The organism is Mesorhizobium sp. WSM4844 (genome assembly GCF_055811775.1).
The window spans coordinates 48,681-69,843 of sequence record NZ_JBVVQB010000035.1; the positions used below are offsets into that span (position 1 = coordinate 48,681).

General features: G+C 63.9%; 18 protein-coding genes. 10 read left to right on the forward strand and 8 right to left on the reverse strand.

What is annotated here, in order from left to right:
* Window positions 1-430: 430 nt before the first annotated feature.
* On the forward strand, window positions 431-2,020 hold the full coding sequence (locus tag AC0L2A_RS23980; RefSeq protein WP_473610943.1) for a trimethylamine methyltransferase family protein: 1,590 nt from the start codon (window positions 431-433) through the stop codon (window positions 2,018-2,020).
* 176 nt (window positions 2,021-2,196) lie between these two features.
* Here AC0L2A_RS23980 and AC0L2A_RS23985 read toward each other — a convergent pair whose 3' ends face one another.
* From AC0L2A_RS23985 to AC0L2A_RS23995, 3 genes are all read right to left on the reverse strand, one after another.
* Window positions 2,197-2,595, reverse strand: a complete 399-nt coding sequence (locus AC0L2A_RS23985; RefSeq protein WP_473610944.1) for a hypothetical protein — start codon at window positions 2,593-2,595, stop codon at window positions 2,197-2,199.
* Between the two features lie 184 nt (window positions 2,596-2,779).
* The gene (gene chrA / locus AC0L2A_RS23990; protein ID WP_473610963.1) at window positions 2,780-4,174 is read right to left on the reverse strand and encodes a chromate efflux transporter; all 1,395 of its coding nucleotides are present in this window, start codon (window positions 4,172-4,174) and stop codon (window positions 2,780-2,782) included.
* Entirely contained in the window at window positions 4,171-4,989 is an 819-nt protein-coding gene (locus tag AC0L2A_RS23995; RefSeq protein ID WP_473610945.1) for a chromate resistance protein ChrB domain-containing protein, read from the reverse strand. The genes chrA and AC0L2A_RS23995 overlap by 4 nt, the downstream gene beginning before the upstream one ends.
* A 193-nt stretch (window positions 4,990-5,182) precedes the next feature.
* Here AC0L2A_RS23995 and AC0L2A_RS24000 point away from each other — a divergent pair, with 193 nt between their 5' ends.
* A complete protein-coding gene (locus tag AC0L2A_RS24000) occupies window positions 5,183-5,602 on the forward strand; it encodes a GFA family protein (RefSeq protein WP_473610947.1) in 420 nt (139 codons plus the stop codon).
* 183 nt (window positions 5,603-5,785) lie between these two features.
* On the opposite strand, the gene AC0L2A_RS24005 is transcribed toward AC0L2A_RS24000, so the two are convergent.
* The gene (locus AC0L2A_RS24005) at window positions 5,786-7,591 is read right to left on the reverse strand and encodes an IlvD/Edd family dehydratase (protein ID WP_287123434.1); all 1,806 of its coding nucleotides are present in this window, start codon (window positions 7,589-7,591) and stop codon (window positions 5,786-5,788) included.
* Between the two features lie 157 nt (window positions 7,592-7,748).
* Between AC0L2A_RS24005 and AC0L2A_RS24010 the strand changes: the two genes are divergently transcribed.
* A complete protein-coding gene (locus tag AC0L2A_RS24010; RefSeq protein WP_091592917.1) occupies window positions 7,749-8,210 on the forward strand; it encodes an SRPBCC family protein in 462 nt (153 codons plus the stop codon).
* A gap of 141 nt (window positions 8,211-8,351) precedes the next feature.
* Here AC0L2A_RS24010 and AC0L2A_RS24015 read toward each other — a convergent pair whose 3' ends face one another.
* A complete protein-coding gene (locus AC0L2A_RS24015) occupies window positions 8,352-9,545 on the reverse strand; it encodes an Mrp/NBP35 family ATP-binding protein (RefSeq protein ID WP_287194506.1) in 1,194 nt (397 codons plus the stop codon).
* Between the two features lie 237 nt (window positions 9,546-9,782).
* Here AC0L2A_RS24015 and AC0L2A_RS24020 point away from each other — a divergent pair, with 237 nt between their 5' ends.
* The 7 genes from AC0L2A_RS24020 (at window position 9,783) to AC0L2A_RS24050 (ending at window position 17,616) form a co-directional block, all read left to right on the forward strand.
* Window positions 9,783-10,160, forward strand: a complete 378-nt coding sequence (locus tag AC0L2A_RS24020) for a VOC family protein (RefSeq protein WP_287055179.1) — start codon at window positions 9,783-9,785, stop codon at window positions 10,158-10,160.
* Window positions 10,161-10,274: 114 nt separating this feature from the next.
* The gene (locus AC0L2A_RS24025) at window positions 10,275-11,174 is read left to right on the forward strand and encodes a LysR family transcriptional regulator (RefSeq protein ID WP_473610948.1); all 900 of its coding nucleotides are present in this window, start codon (window positions 10,275-10,277) and stop codon (window positions 11,172-11,174) included.
* 131 nt (window positions 11,175-11,305) lie between these two features.
* Window positions 11,306-11,785, forward strand: coding sequence for a formate dehydrogenase subunit gamma (locus AC0L2A_RS24030; RefSeq protein WP_091592910.1), 480 nt, complete (start codon window positions 11,306-11,308; stop codon window positions 11,783-11,785).
* Entirely contained in the window at window positions 11,782-13,338 is a 1,557-nt protein-coding gene (locus AC0L2A_RS24035; RefSeq protein WP_473610950.1) for a formate dehydrogenase beta subunit, read from the forward strand. The genes AC0L2A_RS24030 and AC0L2A_RS24035 overlap by 4 nt, the downstream gene beginning before the upstream one ends.
* A gap of 10 nt (window positions 13,339-13,348) precedes the next feature.
* A complete protein-coding gene (fdhF, locus tag AC0L2A_RS24040; protein WP_473610951.1) occupies window positions 13,349-16,225 on the forward strand; it encodes a formate dehydrogenase subunit alpha in 2,877 nt (958 codons plus the stop codon).
* Between the two features lie 226 nt (window positions 16,226-16,451).
* Entirely contained in the window at window positions 16,452-17,279 is an 828-nt protein-coding gene (fdhD, locus tag AC0L2A_RS24045) for a formate dehydrogenase accessory sulfurtransferase FdhD (protein ID WP_473610952.1), read from the forward strand.
* Window positions 17,269-17,616 carry a formate dehydrogenase subunit delta gene (locus AC0L2A_RS24050; protein WP_473610953.1) on the forward strand — a complete coding sequence of 116 codons (348 nt, stop codon included), beginning with the start codon at window positions 17,269-17,271 and terminating at the stop codon, window positions 17,614-17,616. The genes fdhD and AC0L2A_RS24050 overlap by 11 nt, the downstream gene beginning before the upstream one ends.
* A 69-nt stretch (window positions 17,617-17,685) precedes the next feature.
* Here the strand turns inward: AC0L2A_RS24050 and AC0L2A_RS24055 are convergent, their stop codons facing one another.
* Genes AC0L2A_RS24055 through AC0L2A_RS24065 form a run of 3 tightly spaced genes read right to left on the reverse strand, consistent with a single transcriptional unit; the run spans window position 17,686 to window position 20,913 of the window.
* Window positions 17,686-19,113 (reverse strand): gamma-aminobutyraldehyde dehydrogenase, encoded by a 1,428-nt coding sequence (locus tag AC0L2A_RS24055; protein WP_473610955.1) that lies wholly within the window; start codon window positions 19,111-19,113, stop codon window positions 17,686-17,688.
* 29 nt (window positions 19,114-19,142) lie between these two features.
* Window positions 19,143-19,958 carry an ABC transporter permease gene (locus AC0L2A_RS24060; protein ID WP_473610956.1) on the reverse strand — a complete coding sequence of 272 codons (816 nt, stop codon included), beginning with the start codon at window positions 19,956-19,958 and terminating at the stop codon, window positions 19,143-19,145.
* Complete coding sequence (locus AC0L2A_RS24065; protein ID WP_473610957.1) at window positions 19,948-20,913, reverse strand: ABC transporter permease; 966 nt, start codon at window positions 20,911-20,913, stop codon at window positions 19,948-19,950. The genes AC0L2A_RS24060 and AC0L2A_RS24065 overlap by 11 nt, the downstream gene beginning before the upstream one ends.
* Window positions 20,914-21,163 lie beyond the last annotated feature (250 nt).

Genomic DNA, 21,163 nt, shown 5'->3' on the forward strand with positions numbered 1-21,163 from the left:
GGCCCCCCCCGCCCCAAAACCCGCCCCACTCTCCGGGGGGCCCCCGCCCCCCCCGGCGCCCCCCCCCCACCCCCCCCCGCCCCCCCCCCCGGGGGCGGGGGGGGGGGGGCCCCCCCCCCCCCCCGCCTGATGCCTCGTCAGGGCCGTGACCGGCCACCGTTGTTTAGCCCCCTGGCATATGCGACGGGATCGTCTGGCTCATAGGCTGTACCAATGCCGGCGGCATAGTTCGAGGCATAGCGCATGACCCCGGAAACCAGTCTTCGGTTTCCGGAAAGGATCATGCGCAAGCAAGAAAGTCTTAGAGCGTCCTTTGCGCGTCCAAGTGGACGCGCGGCGCTCTAACGGGGACGAAGCGGCCGATGGTGGACCAACCACCTGGTGGACCAACCACCGCCGCCCGCTTCGCAGTTAAAGGTGGAGTGCCTCGATGTCAGTGGCTGTTGAGAAGCCGGACACGCCCTCGGACCAACGTTCGCGGCGTTCCGGCGGGCGCGAAGCGCGTCGCGCCATGCGGGCAGCACCCCTTGCCGACGATATCAAGCCGGTACGCGCCGGCCTCGAAGGCGGAAGCTACGGGCCACTCAGCGAAAACGACCGCGAGCGCATTCACGAAGCGGTGCTGACGCTGCTTGAAACGGTCGGCTTCGCCAATGCCATCCCATCCTGCATCGAGGCGCTGACTAGGGCCGGCGCCACGCTCAGCGAGGACGGCCGCATCCGTTTTCCGCGCGCGCTCGTCCTCGACACCGTCAAGAAGGCGGCACGCCATTTCACCCTGCACGGCCAGGATCCCAAGCACGACATGCTGATCCAGGGCAAGCGCGTGCATTACGGCACGGCGGGCGCGGCCGTGCACCTGGTCGACGTCGAGAAGCGCTGTTATCGCGAGTCGCTGCTGCAGGACATCTATGACGCGGCGCGCATCGTCGAAGGGCTCGACAACATCCATTTCTTCCAGCGGCCGATGGTGCCGCGCGACATTCCCGATCCGCTCGACATGGATTTCAACACGCTTTACGCCTGCGTGATGGGCACGTCGAAGCATGTCGGCACATCCTTCACGGTGCGCGAGAACGTCAAGCCAGCGCTCGACATGCTCTATGCGATTGCCGGCGGCGAAGAGAATTTTCGCGCCCGGCCTTTCGTCTCCAATTCGAACTGTTTTGTCGTGCCGCCGATGAAGTTTGCCGAGGATGCCTGCGGCGTGCTCGAGGCCTGCGTCGAAGGCGGCATTCCGATCCTGCTGCTGTCGGCCGGCCAGGCGGGCGCCACGGCGCCGGCGGCGATCGCCGGAGCCGTGGTGCAAGCGGTGGCCGAGGTGCTCGCCGGCCTCGTCTATGTCAACGCCATCAAACCCGGGCATCCAGCGATCTTCGGCACCTGGCCGTTCGTCTCCGACCTCAGGACCGGCGCGATGTCCGGCGGCTCGGCCGAGCAAGCGGTGCTGACCGCTGCCTGCGCCCAGATGGCGCAATTCTATGACCTGCCCGGCGGTTCGGCCGCCGGCATGACGGATTCGAAACTGCCCGACATTCAGTCCGGTTACGAAAAGGGCATCACCGATGTGATGGCCGGCCTGGCCGGCCTCAACCTTGTCTACGAATCGGCCGGCATGCACGCCTCGCTGCTCGGCTTCTGCCTGGAAAGCCTGATCATCGACAACGACATGCTCGGCCATTGCCTGCGCTGCGTGCGCGGCATCGAGGTGACCGATGAGTCGTTGTCGATAGACACCATCGCCGAGGTCTGCCTGAAGGGGCCGGGTCATTACCTCGGCAACGAGCAGACGCTGCGGCTGATGCAGACGGAATATTTCTATCCGGCGGTCGGCGACCGCTTTTCGCCGAAGGAATGGAACGAGAAAGGCAGGCCCGACATCCTGCAGCGAGCGATCATCGAGAAGAACCGCATCCTCGCCGAGCGCTTCCCGCGCCACGTGCCGAAGCCGATCGACGACAAGTTGCGCGCCCGCTTCGGCAATCTGATCCAACTGCCGCGCAGCGGCATGGGCGGCTGAAGACGGTTCTCGTCAAAACAGTCAGAGACTAATCCATCCCGGCAAAATCGGGATGGGGCTCTAGCTCTTTGTTTGACCATGATCTTTTCCGAAAACCGGGTTCCACTTTTCGGGATCATGGTCTGTTTGACCACGATCTTTTCCGAAAACCGGGTTCCACTTTTCGGGATCATGGTCTATTCGGCGCTCAACCCGTAGCGGTCAACGACCTCGCCACTGATCAGCTTGGCATGCAGCGTCATCAGTATGATTTGCGCATCGAAGCTGTCGCCGGCCTCGAGTGCCGCCTCAAGCCGGCGCTCCGCATCCAGCCTATGTCGAAGGCCGTTGGATTGCTCGAATGCGTCCGGCCCGGCAATACAATAGCCAAGCAGCTGCGCCACCGGCGGGTAGGCTTGTGGCGGCGGCTCGTCGGGCCAGTGGTCCTTCATCAGATGGACGATGGTGAGCTTTGCTCCCTCCGGCACAAGGGCGGGATGAAGGTCAACGCCGCGTAGCGCGGCGTCGAGTTGCCTGAGATCGCCTGAACGGCCGAACATTCCAAGGAAGCCTAGGGAGGAGCGCCGTTTCGCCATGATGTTCCTATCCGAATGCCCGAAACCGCAGCGAAGCGCCGGCCGCAGGCAGCCGCTAAAGCGCGTCGCATTTGAGCCGGCCGAATGCGACGCGCTTTAGGTTGTTGTTTTATGCATGTCGCTATCGCAAAACCGCTGCACACCCTCGGGTCAAGCCCGAGGGCATGCTTTTGCGCGACATGCATTAACCACTCGCCGCCAGCAACAAAATACCGGCGAGGGCCGATCCCGCAAGCGTCGGCAGCATGCCGATCTTCAGCTTCAGAATGGCGATCATGGCAGCACATGACAGCAGCGCCGCGCGCCAGTCGATCGATGAGAACACCGGCACATCCGTTCCAAGCCCGACGTTGCGCACCTCGCCGAAGATGACGTGCAAGCCGAACCACAGAGCGAGATTCATGATGACGCCGACGACGGCAGCGGTGATCGCGCCCAGCGCCGCCGATAGCGCCTTGTTGCCGCGCAGGGATTCGATATAGGGCCCGCCGAGGAATATCCAGAAAAAGCAGGGCGTGAACGTCGCCCACAGGGTGAGCATCGCCCCAAGCGATCCGGCAAGCAGCGGGCTCAACGATCCGGATTGGCGGAACGCGGCCAGAAAGCCGACGAACTGCAGGACGAGTATGAGTGGACCCGGCGTGGTTTCGGCAAGCCCGAGGCCATCGACCATCTCACCGGGTGCGAGCCAGCCGAACGACTCGACCGCTGCCTGCGCGACATAGGCAAGGACTGCGTAGGCGCCGCCGAAGGTGACGACCGCCATGACGCTGAAGAAGCCGCCGATCTGCGTCCACACACTGGTGGATCCGGTAAAAGCCCAGATCAGCAGCATCGGCCCGAGCCAGATCGGCAGCCAGATCGCGACGGTGCGCGGCGCATGCCATCGCGTCGGCTGGGTGTGGGCCAGTTCGCCGCGCTCGAACATCAGGTCGACTGCGCCCTTGATGTCGGGAACCGCGTCCTTGCCGTGCGCCGCGCCGGAAAAAAGCGCTGGCGCAACACGATTTCCAATCCAGCCCGTCAGGCCGGCAAGCAGGACGATGAGCGGAAACGGCATGTTCAATGCATAGATGGCGATGAAGGCGGCGAGCGCGATCGAAACCATGACCCGGTTCTTCAGGGCACGTCGTCCGATCCGGATCATCGCCTCGATCACGATGGCGAGCACGGCCGCCTTTACCCCGAAAAACAGCGCCTCGACGAGCGGAGCGTCGCCATACAGCGCATAGAGGATGCTCAAGGTGAGCATCACAAGCGCGCCCGGCGCGACGAACAGGATGCCGGCGACCAGGCCGCCGATCGTCCGGTGCAGCAGCCAGCCGATATAGATGGCGAGTTGCTGGGCTTCAGGGCCGGGCAGCAGCATGCAGTAGTTCAACGCATGCAGGAAACGTTGCTCGCCGATCCAACGCCGTTCCTCGACCAATTCCCTGTGCATGAGCGCGATCTGGCCGGCCGGCCCGCCGAAGCTGAGCAGGCCGATTTTCGCCCAAAGTTTTACGCCTTCACGGAAGGATGGCGCGGCCGGCGCTTCGACGATCTCGACCGTTTTGGCAGAAGTCCCCGTTTCGCTCATGATGGCTTGCTCGCGCTTGGCCAATTGTGCGTCTCCTCGGTGGCATCGCGGCACCATCGGAAAAACGCGTCGTAGAGCAGCATGCCTGCCTCCAGCTGTTCCAGGTCGTCGCGAAACATCCGCGACAGGCCAAGCGAGGCGGCCAGGAATCCGGCTGCCTGGGGAACCAGATCGAGGCGTGCGGTATCGGCTGCGCGCACGATCATGGCCAGGCGGTCGAGCGCCTCGGATTCGAGCCCGAACTCTTCGATCATCGTATCGAAGGTGCAGCGTTCGCCCCGGTGAGTCCAGAACACATTGTCGATGTCGAAAGGCACGGCCTGAAAGCGGTCAGCAACGGCCGACACTTCGGCCGCCTCGACAAAGAGGAAGACCGCGCCCGAATCGATGAAGCGCCTGATCAGCCAGGGGCAGGCGATGCGATCGACCTTCGGGCGGGCCCGCGTCACCCACACGGTGCGGCCTTTTTCATCGCGGGGCGGTATCTTGCCGGCATCGATCAAATGCCCCTTGGCATCGCGCCAGGCCTCGAACCCGCCTTCGAGGGATTCGGCGGCAATGCCTTTATGCCGCAGCCATGCGGCCACGCCTTGCGAGAGCTTTTGCCCTCTTTGGCAGATGACCGTCACTCGGCTGCCGGCGAATTCGGATGCCCAGGTCGAGACGGTTTTGAAATCACGCCGGTTTGAGGCCGGCAGCAGGCGCGGATCGGCGCTGTAATCCTCTTCGATGCGAACATCGATGATCGCGGGCGCGCCCGGCAGACCAATCAGACGGGACAGTTGCGATACGGTGATAGCGGTTGTCGACGGCATGGCGTCCACCTCCTTGAGAGAGAAGCTTGGACGCGAACGTTGGGCTGACGCCTCACGGGGTCGTCGCGATGCACCCCTTGCCATGATCGTGGATTTGTCGCGCCCGCTTGTCAAGCGCCATGCCTGGAGCAAAGGATGCTCTGGCTCTGGCTCCGGCGGGCGGCAGAGCCAGGACACGTCTGGGAGGAAACCCATGAAAAAGACCTATCACGGCAGCTGCCATTGCGGTGCAGTGCGTTTCGAAGCCGAAATCGACCTCACTGAGGGCATCCGCAAATGCAATTGCAGCTTCTGCTGGAAACTCGGTTACCGGAAATCTTTCGCCGCCTATGAGGCCGTGCGGGTGACGGATGGCCGCGACCGGATGCGGGAGTACAAGGCGACGCCGTCGAACTGGCCGGACGGCGACATCAACCACTATATGTGCCCGAACTGCGGCGCGAATTTTCTCTCGCGCGGCTATCTGGATTTCATGGGCGGGAATTTCTGGGCGGTGAACGTCGCCTGCCTCGACGACGTCACCGAAGAGGAACTCGCCGCAGCCCCAATCGTCTACGAGGACGGCAAGTACGACAGGCAGGACCAGGCGCCGGAGATCACTGCTTATCTATAGGCGCTGCTTGGGTGCGGCTCCCCCTTCTCCCCTTGTGGGAGAAGGTGGCCGAGCGAAGCTCGGTCGGATGAGGGGTCTTCCGGCTTGGCACCGCCGGCACTCCGTCCAACACCCCTCTTCCGTCTCGGCGCTGCGCGCCGATCCACCTTCTCCCACAAGGGGAGAAGGCAAGAAAAGAGGCGTTCAGTGATTGTCGCGCGGCACGCCTGCGGTGTGCGCCACGTCCTGGTATTTCACCGCCGGCTTCAGCACCATTCCTTCGGAGAACTGGTCGACCATGCCGCGCTGGATCTCCTGCCATGGCGTCTGGTGCCTGGGGTAGCGATAGCCGCCATTGTCCCGCAGCTCGGCGCGACGGCGCGTAATCTCGTCGTCGGTGACGAGAATGTCGGCGGTGCCCTTGCGCAGGTCGATGCGGACGCGGTCGCCGGTCTTCAATAGCGCCAGCCCGCCGCCTATGGCGGCTTCGGGCGAGGCGTTGAGGATCGACGGCGAGCCCGAGGTGCCCGACTGGCGGCCGTCGCCGATGCAGGCCAGCGCATGGATGCCCTTCTTGATGAGATGGGCCGGCGGCTGCATGTTGACGACTTCGGCGCCGCCGGGATAACCGATCGGGCCGGCGCCGCGCATGAACAGGATGGTGTGCTCGTCGATGCCTTGCGCCGGATCGTCGATGCGGGCGTGGTAGTCCTCTGGCCCGTCGAAGACCATGGCGTTGCCCTCGAAGGCCTCGGGGTCGTTCGGGTTCGACAGATAGCGCTCGCGGAATTCGGGCGAGATGCCGCTGGTCTTCATGATCGCCGAATCGAACAGATTACCCCTAAGATTGATGAAACCGGCATTGTCCTTCAGCGGCTCGGCGACGGTGCGGATAACATCGAGATTCTCGTTGACGGCCGCGCTGCAATTGGCGCCGATCGTCTTGCCGTTGACCGTCATGGCGTCGGGATGAGGCAACAGCCCGGCCTTCATCAGTTCGGCCACCACCGCCGGCACACCGCCGGCATGGTGATAATCCTCGCCGAGATACTCGCCCGACGGCTGCAGGTTGACAATGAGCGGTATCTTGAGGCCGACCGTCTGCCAATCGTCATTGTCGAGCGGCACGCCGAGATGGCGGGCGATGGCGTTGAGGTGGATCGGCGCGTTGGTCGAGCCGCCGATAGCCGAGTTGACGACGATGGCGTTCTCGAAGGCCTGGCGGGTCATGACGTCGGAGGGTTTCAAATCCTCATGCACCATGTCGACAATGCGTTTCCCCGTCTCATAGGCGATCTGGCCGCGCTCGCGGTAGGGCGCCGGAATGGCGGCCGAGCCCGGCAGCTGCATGCCAAGCGCCTCGGCCAACGAATTCATGGTGGTTGCGGTGCCCATGGTGTTGCAATAGCCGGTTGACGGCGCCGAGGAGGCGACGATGTCCATGAACTCGTCATAGCCGATCTCGCCGGCTGACAGACGCTGGCGCGATTCCCAGACGATGGTGCCGGAGCCGGTGCGCTTGCCCTTGTGCCAGCCATTGAGCATCGGGCCGACCGACAGCGCGATAGCCGGAATGTTGACGGTGGCGGCGGCCATCAGCAGGGCCGGCGTCGTCTTGTCGCAGCCGATGGTGAGCACGACGCCGTCGAGCGGATAGCCGTAGAGCACCTCGACCAGGCCGAGATAGGCGAGGTTGCGGTCGAGCGCGGCGGTCGGGCGTTTGCCCGTCTCCTGGATCGGGTGGCACGGGAACTCGAAAGGGATGCCGCCCATCGAGACTATGCCCTCGCGCACGCGCTTGGCCAGTTCGAGATGATGGCGGTTGCAGGGCGAAAGATCCGAGCCGGTCTGGGCGATGCCGATCAGCGGCTTGCCCGACATCAGTTCGGCACGCGTCAGCCCGTAATTCAGGTAGCGCTCGAGGTAAAGCGCCGTCATCCCCGGATTGTCGGGATTGTCGAACCACTCCTGCGAGCGAAATTTCTTTTTCTGCGTGGGGGCGCCGGCCATCATGGTCTCCGTATTTGTATGACAAATCGATATGACAACGCGCGAGAGCAGGCAAGAGGCACGCGCCATCCGATTCCGGACTTTGGTGCGATAGACATGCGTTTACCCCCACGCTAGACCGCATCGGGGCTTGTCAATTCGTATCCGGGAGATTTTGATGGCTTTGGTTATCGAAGGCGAGGAACGCATCGCCGCACCCCTGCAAAAGGTGTGGGAGGCGCTGAACGACCCGGACGTTCTGAGGCAGACCATTCCGGGCTGCCAGAGCCTTGAAAAGAAGTCGGACACTGAGATGGCGGCGACCGTGGTGGTCAAGATCGGCCCGATCAAGGCGACATTCAACGGCGAGGTGACGCTCAGGAATCTCAACCCGCCGCATTCCTACACCATCCAGGGCGAGGGCAAGGGCGGCATCGCCGGCTTCGCCAAGGGCGGTGCCGATGTGACGCTGACCGCCGATGGCCCGGAGGCGACGATCCTCAGATATGCGGCCAAGGCCGATGTCGGCGGCAAGATCGCCCAACTCGGCAGCCGGCTGATCGAATCGACATCGAAGAAACTGGCCGGACAGTTTTTTTCGAGTTTTGGCGAGAAAGTTGGCGGCTCCCCTCCCCCTTGAGGGAAGGGTGCCGCGCGAAGCGCGGCGAGAGGGGTCGCCTCAACCACCTCGACCTACAACTGGCGTTGACCAAGAAAGGTGGAGTGCGTCGCCACCGACCCCACCCGACCCTGCGGGCCACCCTCCCCTCAAGGGGGAGGATCACTCAAATACGATGTTCGGCACGGCGGCTTCGGCCGCGCCGCGTTCTTCTTTGACCCGGCCCCAGACGTTCGCGGCGATGTCGCGGTAGATCTTGGCCTCGGCGCTGTCGGGCTTGGAGACCACCACCGGCGTGCCGGCGTCCGAGCTTTCGCGAATGCCCATTTCGAGCGGCACTTCGCCGAGGAAGGAGACGCCGAGACGCTCGGCCTCGCGGCGCGCGCCGCCATGGCCGAAGATGTCGTAGCGCTTGCCGGTGTCGGGGGCGAGGAAATAGCTCATATTCTCGACGATGCCCAACACCGGCACGTCGACCTTCCTGAACATGTTGAGGCCTTTTCGCGCATCGATCAGGGCCAGATCCTGCGGCGTCGAGACGATGACGGCGCCGGCCAGCGGCACCTGCTGGGCCATGGTCAGCTGCGCGTCGCCGGTGCCGGGCGGCATGTCGACGACGAGCACGTCGAGCGGACCCCATTCGACCTCGCGCAACATTTGCGTCAATGCCGACATCACCATCGGCCCGCGCCAGATCATTGGCGTCTCCTCATCGACGAGGAAGCCCATCGACATCACCTTCAGGCCGTAGTTTTCCATCGGCCTCAGGACCTTGCCGTCGACGGTCTGCGGCCGGCCATGGATGTTGAGCAGCCGCGGCATCGACGGGCCGTAGATGTCGGCGTCGAGCACGCCGACCCTCAGGCCGTTGGCGGCGAGGCCAAGCGCGATGTTGACGGCAGTGGTCGACTTGCCGACGCCGCCCTTGCCGGAAGCGACAGCGATGATCGCCTCGATGCCGGGCACGCCGCGCTTGCCCTGACTGTGCGAGGCCGGAGCGTGCGGAGCCGGACGCGGCGCGGCAGCGGGTGCGGCCGGCGGTACGGGCCTGGTGGCAGGCCTTTGCGGAACCGGAGCCTCCATGCCGCCACCCTTCTTTTCCGCCGTCAGCGCGACCACGGCTCCGGCGACACCCGGGATCGCCTTGACGACACGCTCGGCGGCGGCACGCAGCGGCTCCATCTCCTTGGCCCGGGCAGCCGGCACGGTGATCGAAAAGAACACCTTGGCATCGGCAATGAAAATCTCGGAGACCATGCCGAGGTCGACGATGTTGCCGGTGAAGTCCGGTCCGTTGACCGTCTTCAGGCGCTCGATGACGATTTCCTTGGTGACGTTTTCCTGGACGGCGGGCATCAGCTTTTCCTCTGCTTTTACGCCTGAGATAGTGCAGTTCCCGAACAGAACCAAGCGGCGGAACGACACGCACGGGCGCGGCTGCAAAGACTTGCGTCCGTTTGTCGGTCTTGCAGAGGACGAAACGTCTTTAGGGAGGAGGCACGCCGATCGCACAGGCTGCGGTCGCCGGAAAACGAAGCAGCCCTATCTTTGCAGGCTTCGGACGTGCTCGCCCGCAAGCAAAGGAGACCAATCATGCTCGCAAACAGCAACGCAACGGCCAATCTCGCGGTGAAGGACCTGGCCAAGGCCAAGGCCTTTTATGAAGACGTTCTGGGGCTGACGGAGGTTCACAACGAGGGGGACGAACTGATCGTCTACAAATGCGGCGACACCAGCATCAATGTCTATCGCTCGCAGTTCGCCGGAACCAACAAGGCGACGGCGGTGACCTGGATGGTCGGCGACGAGATCGAAAAGATTGTCGGCGCGCTAAGGTCGAAAGGTGTTGTTTTCGAACATTACGACATGCCTCACACGACGATCGAGGGCGACATCCATGTCGGTCACGGCATGAAGGTCGCCTGGTTCAAGGATCCAGACGGTAACATTCTGAACCTTGTGGACAGGTAGAACCTTTTGGACCGTTAGACTGGACGGCGGCGAAGCTTCGGCCGCAAGGAGGATCCGCCAGGCAAAAACAGCATGCATCTGGCGCAGCCTCACTCGGCCGGGTAGCGTCCGCTCATGATCGACAAGCTGGAATTCTTCATCGCGCTGGCCAGGGAGGAGCATTTCGGCCGGGCGGCGGAGGTGTGCGGCGTCACCCAGCCGACGCTTTCGGCCGGTATCAAGCAGCTGGAAGGCCAGCTCGGCGTGATGCTGGTTCTGCGTGGTTCGCGCTTCCAGGGGCTGACGCCGGAGGGAGAACAGGTGCTGGTGTGGGCGCGCCGCATCGTCGGCGATACCCGCACCATGCGCGAGGAGATGCGGGCGGCGCGTCACGGCCTTTCGGGGCGCATCCGCATCGCCGCCATCCCGACGGCGCTGGCCATGGTGGCGCGGCTGACGACACCTTTTCGGACAAAACATCCCGGCGTCACCTTCTCGGTGCTGTCGCGCACCTCGATCGAGGTGCTGTCGCTGCTCGGCAATTTCGACATCGACGCCGGCATCACCTATCTCGACAACGAGCCGCTGGGGCGGGTGACCAGCGTGCCGCTCTATGACGAGCGCTATCAGCTGATCACCGCGATCGGAAACCCCTATTCCGACCGCGACAAAGTGACATGGGCGGAGCTCAGCCAGCTGCCGCTCTGCCTGTTGACGCCGGACATGCAGAACCGCCGCATCATCGACCAGCATTTGGCCGAAGCCGGCACGCAGGTGCGGCCGACACTCGAATCCAATTCGATGATCGTGCTGTTCTCGCATATCCGTACCGGAAAATGGTCGTCGATCATGCCGCTCAACCTCTCGGAAACATTCGGCTTTTCCGAGCCGATCCGGGCCATTCCGATCGTCGAGCCGGACGCCAGCCACACCGTCGGGCTGGTGGCGACGCTGCGCGAGCCGCACACCCCGCTGGTCTCGGCGCTGCTGGACGAGGCAATGGCGCTGGCAGACGATTTCCGCGCCCGTCACTGAGCTAGAGATTGCAGGCTGGACGGCATCGATAGAAGATTTCTATCGAGCAACGGATCAGCTTTATTGATTTGGCGGGTTTCCTCCGATTTCCTAGGCACTTAGCGGATTACTACGACCAGGGAGGGCGCTGCATGATCATGCAGCCTGCAAGTACCGAGATCGCGTCGCGCACGGCGGCGATCGTCCAGGAGCTGAAGGGCCTCGAAGGCCCGCTGTTGCCGATCCTCCACGGCATCCAGGAAGAGTTCGGCCATGTGCCGCAGGACGCACTGCCGGTCATCGCCGAGGCGCTGAACATCTCCAAGGCGGAGGTGCACGGCGTCGTCACCTTCTATCACGACTACCGCAGCCGCCCGGCCGGCCGGCATGTGCTAAAACTCTGCCAGGCCGAAGCCTGCCAGTCGATGGGCTCGGACGCGATTGCCGCCAAGCTCAAGCAATTGCTGGGCATCGGCTTCCACGAGACGGCCCGCGACGGTTCGGTGACGCTAGAGCCGGTCTATTGCCTCGGCCTTTGCGCCTGCGCGCCATCGGCGATGCTGGACGGCGAGGTGATCGGCCGGCTCGATGACGAAAAACTCGACGAGATCGTTGCCGAGGTGCGGTCATGACCCCACGCATTTACATTCCCGGCGATTCCGGCGCGCTGGCGCTCGGTGCGGAAAAGGTCGCCAAGGCGATTGAGAAGGAATTGGCCGATCGCGGCATCGAGGCCAAGATCGTGCGCAATGGCTCGCGCGGCGCCTATTTCCTCGAGCCGATGGTCGAGGTGGCGACAGACAAGGGCCGCGTCGCCTATGGGCCGATAAAACCGTCCGATGTCAAAAGCCTGTTCGACAGCGGCTTCCTCACCGGCGGTCATCACAAGCGCTGGCTGGGCGCGCCCGACAAGATCCCGTTCCTGGCCAGGCAGACGCGCCTGACCTTCGCGCGCTGCGGCGTCATCAATCCGCTGTCGCTTGATCACTACAAGGCGCATGGCGGACTGAAGGGCCTGCAGATCGCCGTGGCGATGGCTCCGGCCGACATCGTCAAGCAGGTCACCGAGTCGGGACTGCGGGGTCGCGGCGGCGCCGGCTTCCCGACCGGAATCAAATGGAAGACGGTGCTCGATACGACGGCCGACAAAAAGTACATCGTCTGCAATGCCGACGAGGGCGACAGCGCCACCTTCGCCGACCGCATGATCATGGAGGGCGATCCCTTCGTGCTGATCGAGGGAATGGCAATCGCCGGTGTCGCCACCGGCGCGACCAAGGGCTTTGTCTATATCCGCTCGGAATATCCGCATGCGGTGGCGATGATGCAGAAGGCGGTCGAGATCGCCCGCAAGGCGGGCCTGCTCGGCGTCAACGTGCTGGGCTCGCCCAACGCCTTCGACATGGAAATCCGCGTCGGCGCCGGCGCCTATGTCTGCGGCGAGGAAACCTCGCTGCTCAACAGCCTCGAAGGCAAGCGCGGCGTCGTTCGCGCCAAGCCGCCACTGCCGGCCATCCAAGGGCTGTTCGGCAAGCCGACGGTGATCAACAACGTCATTTCGCTGGCCTCGGTGCCCGTGATCATGGACAAGGGTGCTGCCTTCTACAAGGATTTCGGCATGGGCCGCTCGCGCGGCACCATTCCGATCCAGATCGCCGGCAATGTCAGATATGGCGGCCTGTTCGAGGCGGCGTTCGGCATGACGCTTGGCGAGATCGTCGACGACATCGGCGGCGGCACCGCGACCGGGCGGCCGGTCAAGGCGGTGCAGGTCGGCGGGCCGCTCGGCGCTTATTTTCCGCGCAGCCTGTTCGACACGCCGTTCGACTACGAAGCCTTCGCCGCCAAGGACGGGCTGATCGGCCATGCCGGCATCACCGTCTTCGATGACACCGCCGACATGCTGAAGCAGGCGCGCTTCGCCATGGAGTTCTGCGCCATCGAAAGCTGCGGCAAGTGCACGCCGTGCCGCATCGGCTCGACGCGCGGCGTCGAGACGATCGACAAGATCGCCAGAGGTATCGAACCTGAAAAACAGATCGAGCTGGTGACAGACCTCTGCAACACGATGAAGTTCGGTTCGCTCTGTGCGCTGGGTGGCTTCACGCCTTATCCGGTGATGAGCGCAATCAACCACTTCCGCGATGATTTCAAGCCGGCGCCGGTCGCCGAAGCAGCAGAATAGGAACCTCGCGATGGGTCTCGTTCAGGAAATCGACTACGGCACGCCGGCCTCGACATCCGAGAAGCAAGTGACGCTGACGGTGGACGGCTTCACCGTCACCGTGCCGGAAGGCACCTCGATCATGCGCGCCTCGATGGAGGCCGGCATTGCCATCCCAAAACTCTGCGCCACCGACATGGTCGACGCCTTCGGCTCCTGCCGGCTCTGCCTGGTCGAGATCGACGGCCGCAACGGCACGCCCTCCTCCTGCACGACGCCGGTGGCGCCGGGCATGGTCGTGCACACCCAGACCGGTCGGCTGAAGGACATCCGCCGCGGCGTGATGGAGCTCTACATCTCCGACCATCCGCTCGACTGCCTGACCTGTGCGGCCAATGGCGACTGCGAATTGCAGACGCAGGCCGGCGTCGTCGGCCTGCGCGACGTGCGCTACGGCTATGAGGGCGACAACCACGTCTTCAAGAAGAACGATGGCGCAGAAAACTTCAAATGGATGGCGAAGGATGAGTCCAACCCGTACTTCACCTATGATCCATCGAAATGCATCGTCTGCTCGCGCTGCGTGCGCGCCTGCGAGGAGGTGCAAGGCACATTCGCGCTGACCATCGAGGGCCGCGGCTTCGATAGCCGTGTGTCGCCCGGCATGCACCAGCTTTTCATCGACAGCGAGTGCGTGTCCTGCGGCGCCTGTGTGCAGGCCTGCCCGACGGCGACGCTTTCCGAGAAATCGGTGATCAAGATCGGCCAACCCGAGCATTCGGTCGTCACCACCTGCGCCTATTGCGGCGTCGGCTGCTCGTTCAAGGCCGAAATGCGCGGCGACGAGCTGGTGCGCATGGTGCCCTACAAGGACGGCAAGGCGAACCGTGGCCATAGCTGCGTCAAGGGCCGATTTGCCTACGGCTACTCGACCCACAAGGAGCGCATCCTCAATCCGATGATCCGCGAAAAGGTCACCGATCCATGGCGCGAGGTGTCGTGGGAGGAAGCGCTGACCCACACCGCCAACGAGTTCCGCCGCATCCAGTACCAGTATGGCCGCACCTCGATCGGCGGCATCACCTCGTCGCGCTGCACGAATGAGGAAACCTATCTGGTGCAGAAGCTGATCCGCCAGGGTTTCCGCAACAACAATGTCGATACCTGCGCCCGCGTCTGCCATTCGCCGACCGGCTATGGCCTTGGCCAGACTTTCGGCACTTCGGCCGGCACCCAGGATTTCGACTCGATCGAGCAGACCGATGTGGTGATGATCATCGGCGCCAATCCGACCGACGCACATCCGGTGTTTGCTTCGCGCATGAAGAAGCGGTTGCGCAAGGGCGCCAAGCTGATCGTGCTCGACCCGCGCCGCACCGACATCGTGCGCTCGGCTCATATCGAGGCGCAGCATCATCTGCCGCTGAAGCCGGGCACCAATGTCGCCGTGGTCACCGCGCTTGCCCATGTCATCGTCACCGAAGGCCTGTTCGACGAGGCCTTCATCCGCGAACGCTGCGACTGGGACGAGTTCCAGGATTGGGCGTCGTTCGTGGCGCTGCCGGAAAACAGCCCTGAGGTGGTCGGCCAGCTCGCCAATGTCGATCCTGAAGAGATCCGCAGCGCCGCACGGCTGTTTGCCACCGGCGGCAATGGCGCGATCTACTACGGCCTCGGCGTGACCGAGCACAGCCAGGGCTCGACCACCGTCATCGCCATCGCCAATCTCGCCATGGCGACCGGCAATATCGGCCGGCCGGGCGTCGGCGTGAACCCGCTGCGCGGCCAGAACAACGTCCAGGGCTCCTGCGACATGGGCTCGTTCCCGCATGAACTGCCCGGCTATCGCCACGTCTCCGGCGACGCGGTGCGCGATATCTATGAAAGCTTGTGGGGGGTCAAGCTCGACGACGAGCCCGGCCTGCGCATCCCCAACATGCTGGACGCCGCCGTCGACGGCTCGTTCAAGGGCCTCTATGTGCAGGGCGAGGACATCCTGCAGTCGGATCCCGACACCAAGCATGTCGCCGCAGGCCTTGCGGCGATGGAATGTGTCGTCGTCCACGATCTCTTCCTCAACGAGACCGCCAACTACGCGCATGTCTTCCTGCCCGGCTCGACCTTCCTCGAAAAGGACGGCACCTTCACCAATGCCGAGCGCCGCATCAACCGCGTGCGCAAGGTAATGGCGCCGAAGAACGGGCTGGCCGACTGGGAAGTGACGCAGAAGCTCGCGCAGGCGATGGGGCTTTCCTGGAATTACCAGCATCCGTCCGAAATCATGGATGAGATTGCGAAGACGACGCCGAGCTTCGCCAAGGTTTCCTACGACTATCTGGAAAAGATGGGCTCGGTGCAGTGGCCGTGCAACGAACAGGCGCCGGAAGGCACGCCGATCATGCATATCAGCGGCTTCGTGCGCGGCAAGGGCAAGTTCATCCGCACCGAATATGTGGCGACCGACGAGAGGACGGGACCGCGCTTCCCGCTGCTGCTGACCACCGGCCGCATCCTGTCGCAGTACAATGTCGGCGCGCAGACCAGGCGTACCGACAATGTCATGTGGCACAGCGAGGACCGGCTCGAGATCCACCCGCATGACGCCGAAAACCGCGGTCTGCGCGACGGCGACTGGGTCCGCCTGACCAGCCGCTCCGGCGAGACGACGCTGCGCGCGCTGATCACCGACAAGGTGTCGCCTGGCGTGGTCTATACGACGTTCCACCACCCCGACACGCAGGCCAACGTCATCACCACCGACTTCTCCGACTGGGCGACCAACTGCCCGGAATACAAGGTGACGGCGGTGCAGGTCGGCGCGTCCAACGGGCCGTCGGAATGGCAGCTCGACTATGACGAGCAGGCCCGCAACAGCCGTCGCATCGCGACCTTGGAAGCAGCGGAGTAATCGTGCCGAGGCATTCGACCGAAAGCGCTTCAATCTTGACGGTTGGTCGAGAGGAAAGCGCGCGAACTCCAGGCTCCCTTCCTCTCCCTCCGGAGCGGGGAGAGGTGGCGCTGCGAAGCAGCGACGGAGTGGGGGATGGCCTAGGAGAGCAACTGCCAATTGAAGCAAGAAACCTTCGACGCTTCCTGAGTAAAATGGCCGGCAGGCCAGAGGGGGGTGCCGCGTGATGCCCAAACGTTTCGCTGTCAGCCAAATCTCCCGCCTCGCCCACCGCGCCGGCGGCAGTGCGGCCGCCAACCGGATGGTGCCGGAAGAGACGCCGGTGGCGTTCTCCTTTGCCGGCACCACTCACGCGGTGATGATGGCAAGTCCGGCCGATTTCGAGGATTTCGCGCTCGGCTTCTCGCTGACCGAAGGCATCATCGCCGACGGCCGGGAAATCGAGGCGATCGAGGTCGAGGATCACGGCGCCGGCATCGACATCCAGATCAGGCTGAAGGACCAGGCCAATACGCGCTTCGAGGCGCGGCGCCGACGGCTGGCCGGCCCGGTCGGCTGCGGGCTGTGCGGCATCGAGTCGATCGAGGAGGCGATGCGCTCGGTCGAGGCGGTTGGTTCGTCAAGACTTACACTTGACACCGACGACATCGTCCGTTCGGTCAGGCTTTTGTCGAAAGCGCAGCCGCTTCATGCCGAGACCGGTGCGGTCCATGCCGCCGGTTTTTATATCCCAGGCAAGGGCATCGTCATGGCGCGCGAGGATGTCGGCCGCCACAATGCGCTCGACAAGCTGGCCGGGGCGCTCGCCAAAGCCGGCATCGATGGCACCTTGGGTGCCGTCGTGGTGACATCGCGCGTTTCGGTCGAGATGGTGCAGAAGACGGCGGCGATCGGCGCTGCGTTCATCATTGCCGTTTCGGCGCCGACGGCACTTGCCATCCGCACCGCCGGGGACGCCGGCATGACGCTGGTGGCTTTGGTGCGCGGCGATGAATTCGATATTTTCACCCACCCCCAGCGGGTGGCTTCCGGAGTTGCCAAGCATGTCGCATGACGAAGGCCACATCATGAGCACCAGCGAAAAGCTGGCCCGCATGGCCAACCAGATTGCCGCCTTTTTTCACTCCAAGCCGCGCGAGGAAGGCATTGCCGGCGTCGCCGAGCACATCAACAAGTTCTGGGAGCCGAGGATGCGGCGGCAATTGTTCGAGATGCTGGACAACGGCGGCGAAGGCTTCAACGAGCTCGTCGTGGCCGCCTCGGCAAGGATCAAGCGGCCGGCCGCATCGGAAGCAGCGGGCTTCGGCGCCAATGCCGGGGGCGTCGTTCCAAGCGGCAAGGGCCTTGGGGCCGGTGAGTCGAATACCGGGATCGCCGCTTCGCAGAAGTAGGCCCGGTGCTGCCCCTCATCCGGCCCTTCGGGCCACCTTCTCCCCGTCAACGGGGAGAAGAAAAAGGCGCTACCCGTGTGCCACCATCACATGCCGCACGGCGGTATAATCCTCCAGGGCATAGAGCGACATGTCCTTGCCGTATCCGGACTGCTTCAGCCCGCCATGCGGCATCTCGTTGGTCAGCATGAAGTGGGTGTTGATCCAGGTGCAGCCATATTGCAGCCGGGCGGCCGTCGCCATGGCGCGCGAGACATCCTTGGTCCACACCGAGGACGCAAGGCCATAATCGCTGTCATTGGCCCAGCTCACCGCCTCGTCGACCTCGGCAAAGCGGGTGACGGAGACAACCGGCCCGAACACTTCGCGGCGCACGATCTCGTCCTCCTGCAGCGCGCCGGCGACGACGGTCGGCTGATAGAAGAAGCCGGTGCCCTCGCCCGGCTTGCCGCCGGTGGTGATCTCGATGTGCTTGAGCTCCGAGGCGCGCTCGACGAAGCTCGAGACGCGGTCGCGCTGGCGGCGTGAGATCAACGGTCCGATCTCGTTTTCGGTGTCGTCGGGGCGGTTGTATTTGATGGTCGAGACGGCGGAGGAAAGGTCGGCGACGAGCTTGTCGTAGATCTTCTTGCCGGCATAGATGCGGCAGGCGGCGGTGCAGTCCTGGCCGGCATTGTAATAGCCGAAGGCGCGCAGGCCGTTGACCACCGCGCCGAGATCGGCGTCATCGAAGACGATGACCGGAGCCTTGCCGCCTAGTTCGAGATGCGTGCGCTTGACCGATTTGGCGGCGGCCTGCAGCACCTTCTTGCCGGTGGCGACATCGCCGGTGATCGAGATCATATTGATTTTCGGGTGGTTGATCAGCGTGTTGCCGACGCTGTCGCCTCTGCCGAGCACGACGTTGACGACGCCCTCGGGCAGTATCTCGGCAAGGATTTTTGCCAGCTTCAGCGCTGTCAGCGGCGTCTGCTCGGACGGCTTGAAGACGACCGTGTTGCCGCCGGCAATCGCCGGCGCCAGCTTCCAGGCCATCATCATCAGTGGGTAGTTCCACGGCGCGATCGAGGCGACGACGCCGATGGCGTCGCGGCGGACCATCGAAGTGTGGCCGGGAATGTATTCACCGGCGACCTGGCCGGGCATCGAGCGGACAGCGCCGGCAAAGAAGCGGTAGCAGTCGACGATCGCCGGGATTTCGTCGTTGAGCACGGCATTGATCGGCTTGCCGCAATTGAGCGCCTCGAGGGCGGCGAAATCTTGTGCCGCGGCCTCGATGCGATCGGCGATCTTCAGGAGATAACCTGAGCGCTGCGCGGGCGTGGTGCGCGACCAGGTGACGAAGGCTTTTTCGGCCGCCAGCACCGCCGCCTCGATCTGCGCCTGGCTGGCTTCAGGCAGGTTGAGGATAGTCGCCCCGGTCTTCGGATTGAGGATCGGCTCCTCGGTCTCGGTGCCCTTCTCGAATTTCGAGCCGATCAGCATCTTTGTGTCCATGGCAGTCTCTCCCTTATGGATTCTTGACGTCATTTGCCCGAACCGGCGATCTGGTCGCCGTCGCGGGTCAGGTAATAGGCGACGAGGATGGGCAGCAGCGTCACCAGCACGACGACCATGGCCACGACATTGGTGACCGGGCGCTGGCGCGGACGGATCAATTCCTCCAGCATCCAGATCGGCAGCGTCTGCTGCTGGCCGGCGGTGAAGGTGGTGACGATGACCTCGTCAAACGACAGCGCAAAGGCAAGCATGCCGCCGGCAAGCAGCGCGGTGGCGATGTTGGGCAGCACGACATGCCGAAACGTCTGGAAGCCGTCGGCGCCGAGGTCCATCGACGCCTCGATCATCGAGCCGGAGGTACGGCGAAAGCGGGCGACGGCGTTGTTGTAGACGACGACGACACAGAAGGTGGCGTGGCCGAGCACGATCGTCCAGAACGAGAACGGAACCTCGGCCAGCGAAAAGGCCGAACGCAGCGCGATGCCGGTGATGATGCCGGGCAGCGCGATCGGCAGGATGACCAGCAGCGAGATGGTTTCGCGGCCAAAGAACCGTGTTCGCGAAACGGCGGCCGCGCAGAGCGTGCCGAGCACCAGGGCGACGAGTGTCGAGATAGCGGCGACACGGACCGACAGCGACAGCGCTTCCCACACGTCCGGGCGGTTCCAGGTGACGGCGAACCATTGCATGGTCAGCCCCGGCGGCGGCCAGGCGAAGCTCTTTTCCTCGGTCGTGAAGGCATAGACGAAGATCAGGAAGATCGGCAGATGCAGGAACAGCAGGCCGCAGGCGGCGGCGACCTTCAGGCCGAGAGGAGCGGATGGTGAGCCATCAGAGCGCATCGAAGGCCCCCATGCGCTTGGCGCCCCAGAGGTAGAAGCCCATGATGACGATCGGCACCACGGTGAAGGCGGCTGCGAGCGGAATGTTGCCGGCGGTGCCCTGCTGTGAATAGACGGCCTGGCCGATGAACAGCCGCGAGGTGCCGATGATCTGCGGGATGATGTAGTCGCCGAGCGTCAGCGAGAAGGTGAAGATCGAGCCGGCGACGATGCCCGGCAGCGCCAGCGGGAACAGCACGTTGCGGAAGGTCTGGCCGGGCGAGGCGCCGAGATCGGACGAGGCTTCGACCAGATTGCCCGGCACGCGCTCGAGCGCCGCCTGCACCGGCAGGATCATGAACGGCAGCCAGACATAGACGAAGACGATGAAGGTGCCGGTGGACGACACCGACAGCGAGTTGCCGCCGACGACCGGCAGCGACAGCCAGCCATCGAGCAGCCATAGCAGATGCAGCTTGGCGAGCAGCCAGGTGAGAATGCCTTCCTTGGCGAGAATGAGCTTCCAGGCGTAGATCTTGACCAGATAGCTCGACCACAGCGGCAGCATCACGCCGAGATAGAACAGCGCCTTCCAGCGGCCGCGCGCATAGCGGGCCGCGTAATAGGCGATGGGAAAGGCGATGGTCGCCGAGGCGAGCGTGACCAGGGCCGCCATCGTCACCGTGCGCAGGATGATGTCGAGATTGGCGGCCTGCAGCAGGTCGCCATAGGTCTTCAGCGTGAACTGCCGGTTGATGAGGCCGGAGAATTCGTCGATCGAGAAAAAACTCTGCAAGAGCAGCGCGAACAGCGAGCCGATATAGACGATGCCAAGCCACAGCACCGGCGGCAGCAGCATCAACAGCAGCAGCAGCTTCGGCTTGCGCCAGAACAGGTCGGACAGGACGCCACGCACGCCGCCGCTGCGGGGGAGGACGGCGGGAGCGGGAGTGGAGTTGAGCGCGGCGATTGTCATGACGCCGCCCTGTCTTGACGGAGGATATATGAGAGGCCGCGATCCTTCGCGCCCCCCTCTGTCCTGCCGGACATCTCCCCCACGAGGGGGGAGATCGGCTGTCGCGACTGCTTTCGCCAATCACCAACGTTGCAGAAGAGGCGCCACTGGCGAAGCTGCCGATCTCCCCCCAAGTGGGGGAGATGTCCGGCAGGACAGAGGGGGGCGCCGTGAAGCGCCGCACTTGGCCTGTCAGCCAAGACTTTCCTCA

What these genes read in the sequence shown, in the direction of transcription:
- AC0L2A_RS24005 (WP_287123434.1), bottom strand. Translation starts at nt 7,591, where the DNA reads ATGGCCGGCGCCCCCACGCAGAAAAAGAAATTTCGCTCGCAGGAGTGG.
- AC0L2A_RS24055 (WP_473610955.1), bottom strand. Translation starts at nt 19,113, where the DNA reads ATGGACACAAAGATGCTGATCGGCTCGAAATTCGAGAAGGGCACCGAG.
- AC0L2A_RS24060 (WP_473610956.1), bottom strand. Translation starts at nt 19,958, where the DNA reads ATGCGCTCTGATGGCTCACCATCCGCTCCTCTCGGCCTGAAGGTCGCC.
- AC0L2A_RS24050 (WP_473610953.1), top strand. Translation starts at nt 17,269, where the DNA reads ATGTCGCATGACGAAGGCCACATCATGAGCACCAGCGAAAAGCTGGCC.
- AC0L2A_RS23980 (WP_473610943.1), top strand. Translation starts at nt 431, where the DNA reads ATGTCAGTGGCTGTTGAGAAGCCGGACACGCCCTCGGACCAACGTTCG.
- AC0L2A_RS24035 (WP_473610950.1), top strand. Translation starts at nt 11,782, where the DNA reads ATGACCCCACGCATTTACATTCCCGGCGATTCCGGCGCGCTGGCGCTC.
- AC0L2A_RS23995 (WP_473610945.1), bottom strand. Translation starts at nt 4,989, where the DNA reads ATGCCGTCGACAACCGCTATCACCGTATCGCAACTGTCCCGTCTGATT.
- AC0L2A_RS24000 (WP_473610947.1), top strand. Translation starts at nt 5,183, where the DNA reads ATGAAAAAGACCTATCACGGCAGCTGCCATTGCGGTGCAGTGCGTTTC.
- AC0L2A_RS24030 (WP_091592910.1), top strand. Translation starts at nt 11,306, where the DNA reads ATGATCATGCAGCCTGCAAGTACCGAGATCGCGTCGCGCACGGCGGCG.
- AC0L2A_RS24015 (WP_287194506.1), bottom strand. Translation starts at nt 9,545, where the DNA reads ATGCCCGCCGTCCAGGAAAACGTCACCAAGGAAATCGTCATCGAGCGC.
- fdhF (WP_473610951.1), top strand. Translation starts at nt 13,349, where the DNA reads ATGGGTCTCGTTCAGGAAATCGACTACGGCACGCCGGCCTCGACATCC.
- chrA (WP_473610963.1), bottom strand. Translation starts at nt 4,174, where the DNA reads ATGAGCGAAACGGGGACTTCTGCCAAAACGGTCGAGATCGTCGAAGCG.
- AC0L2A_RS23985 (WP_473610944.1), bottom strand. Translation starts at nt 2,595, where the DNA reads ATGGCGAAACGGCGCTCCTCCCTAGGCTTCCTTGGAATGTTCGGCCGT.
- AC0L2A_RS24010 (WP_091592917.1), top strand. Translation starts at nt 7,749, where the DNA reads ATGGCTTTGGTTATCGAAGGCGAGGAACGCATCGCCGCACCCCTGCAA.
- AC0L2A_RS24065 (WP_473610957.1), bottom strand. Translation starts at nt 20,913, where the DNA reads ATGACAATCGCCGCGCTCAACTCCACTCCCGCTCCCGCCGTCCTCCCC.
- AC0L2A_RS24020 (WP_287055179.1), top strand. Translation starts at nt 9,783, where the DNA reads ATGCTCGCAAACAGCAACGCAACGGCCAATCTCGCGGTGAAGGACCTG.
- AC0L2A_RS24025 (WP_473610948.1), top strand. Translation starts at nt 10,275, where the DNA reads ATGATCGACAAGCTGGAATTCTTCATCGCGCTGGCCAGGGAGGAGCAT.
- fdhD (WP_473610952.1), top strand. Translation starts at nt 16,452, where the DNA reads ATGCCCAAACGTTTCGCTGTCAGCCAAATCTCCCGCCTCGCCCACCGC.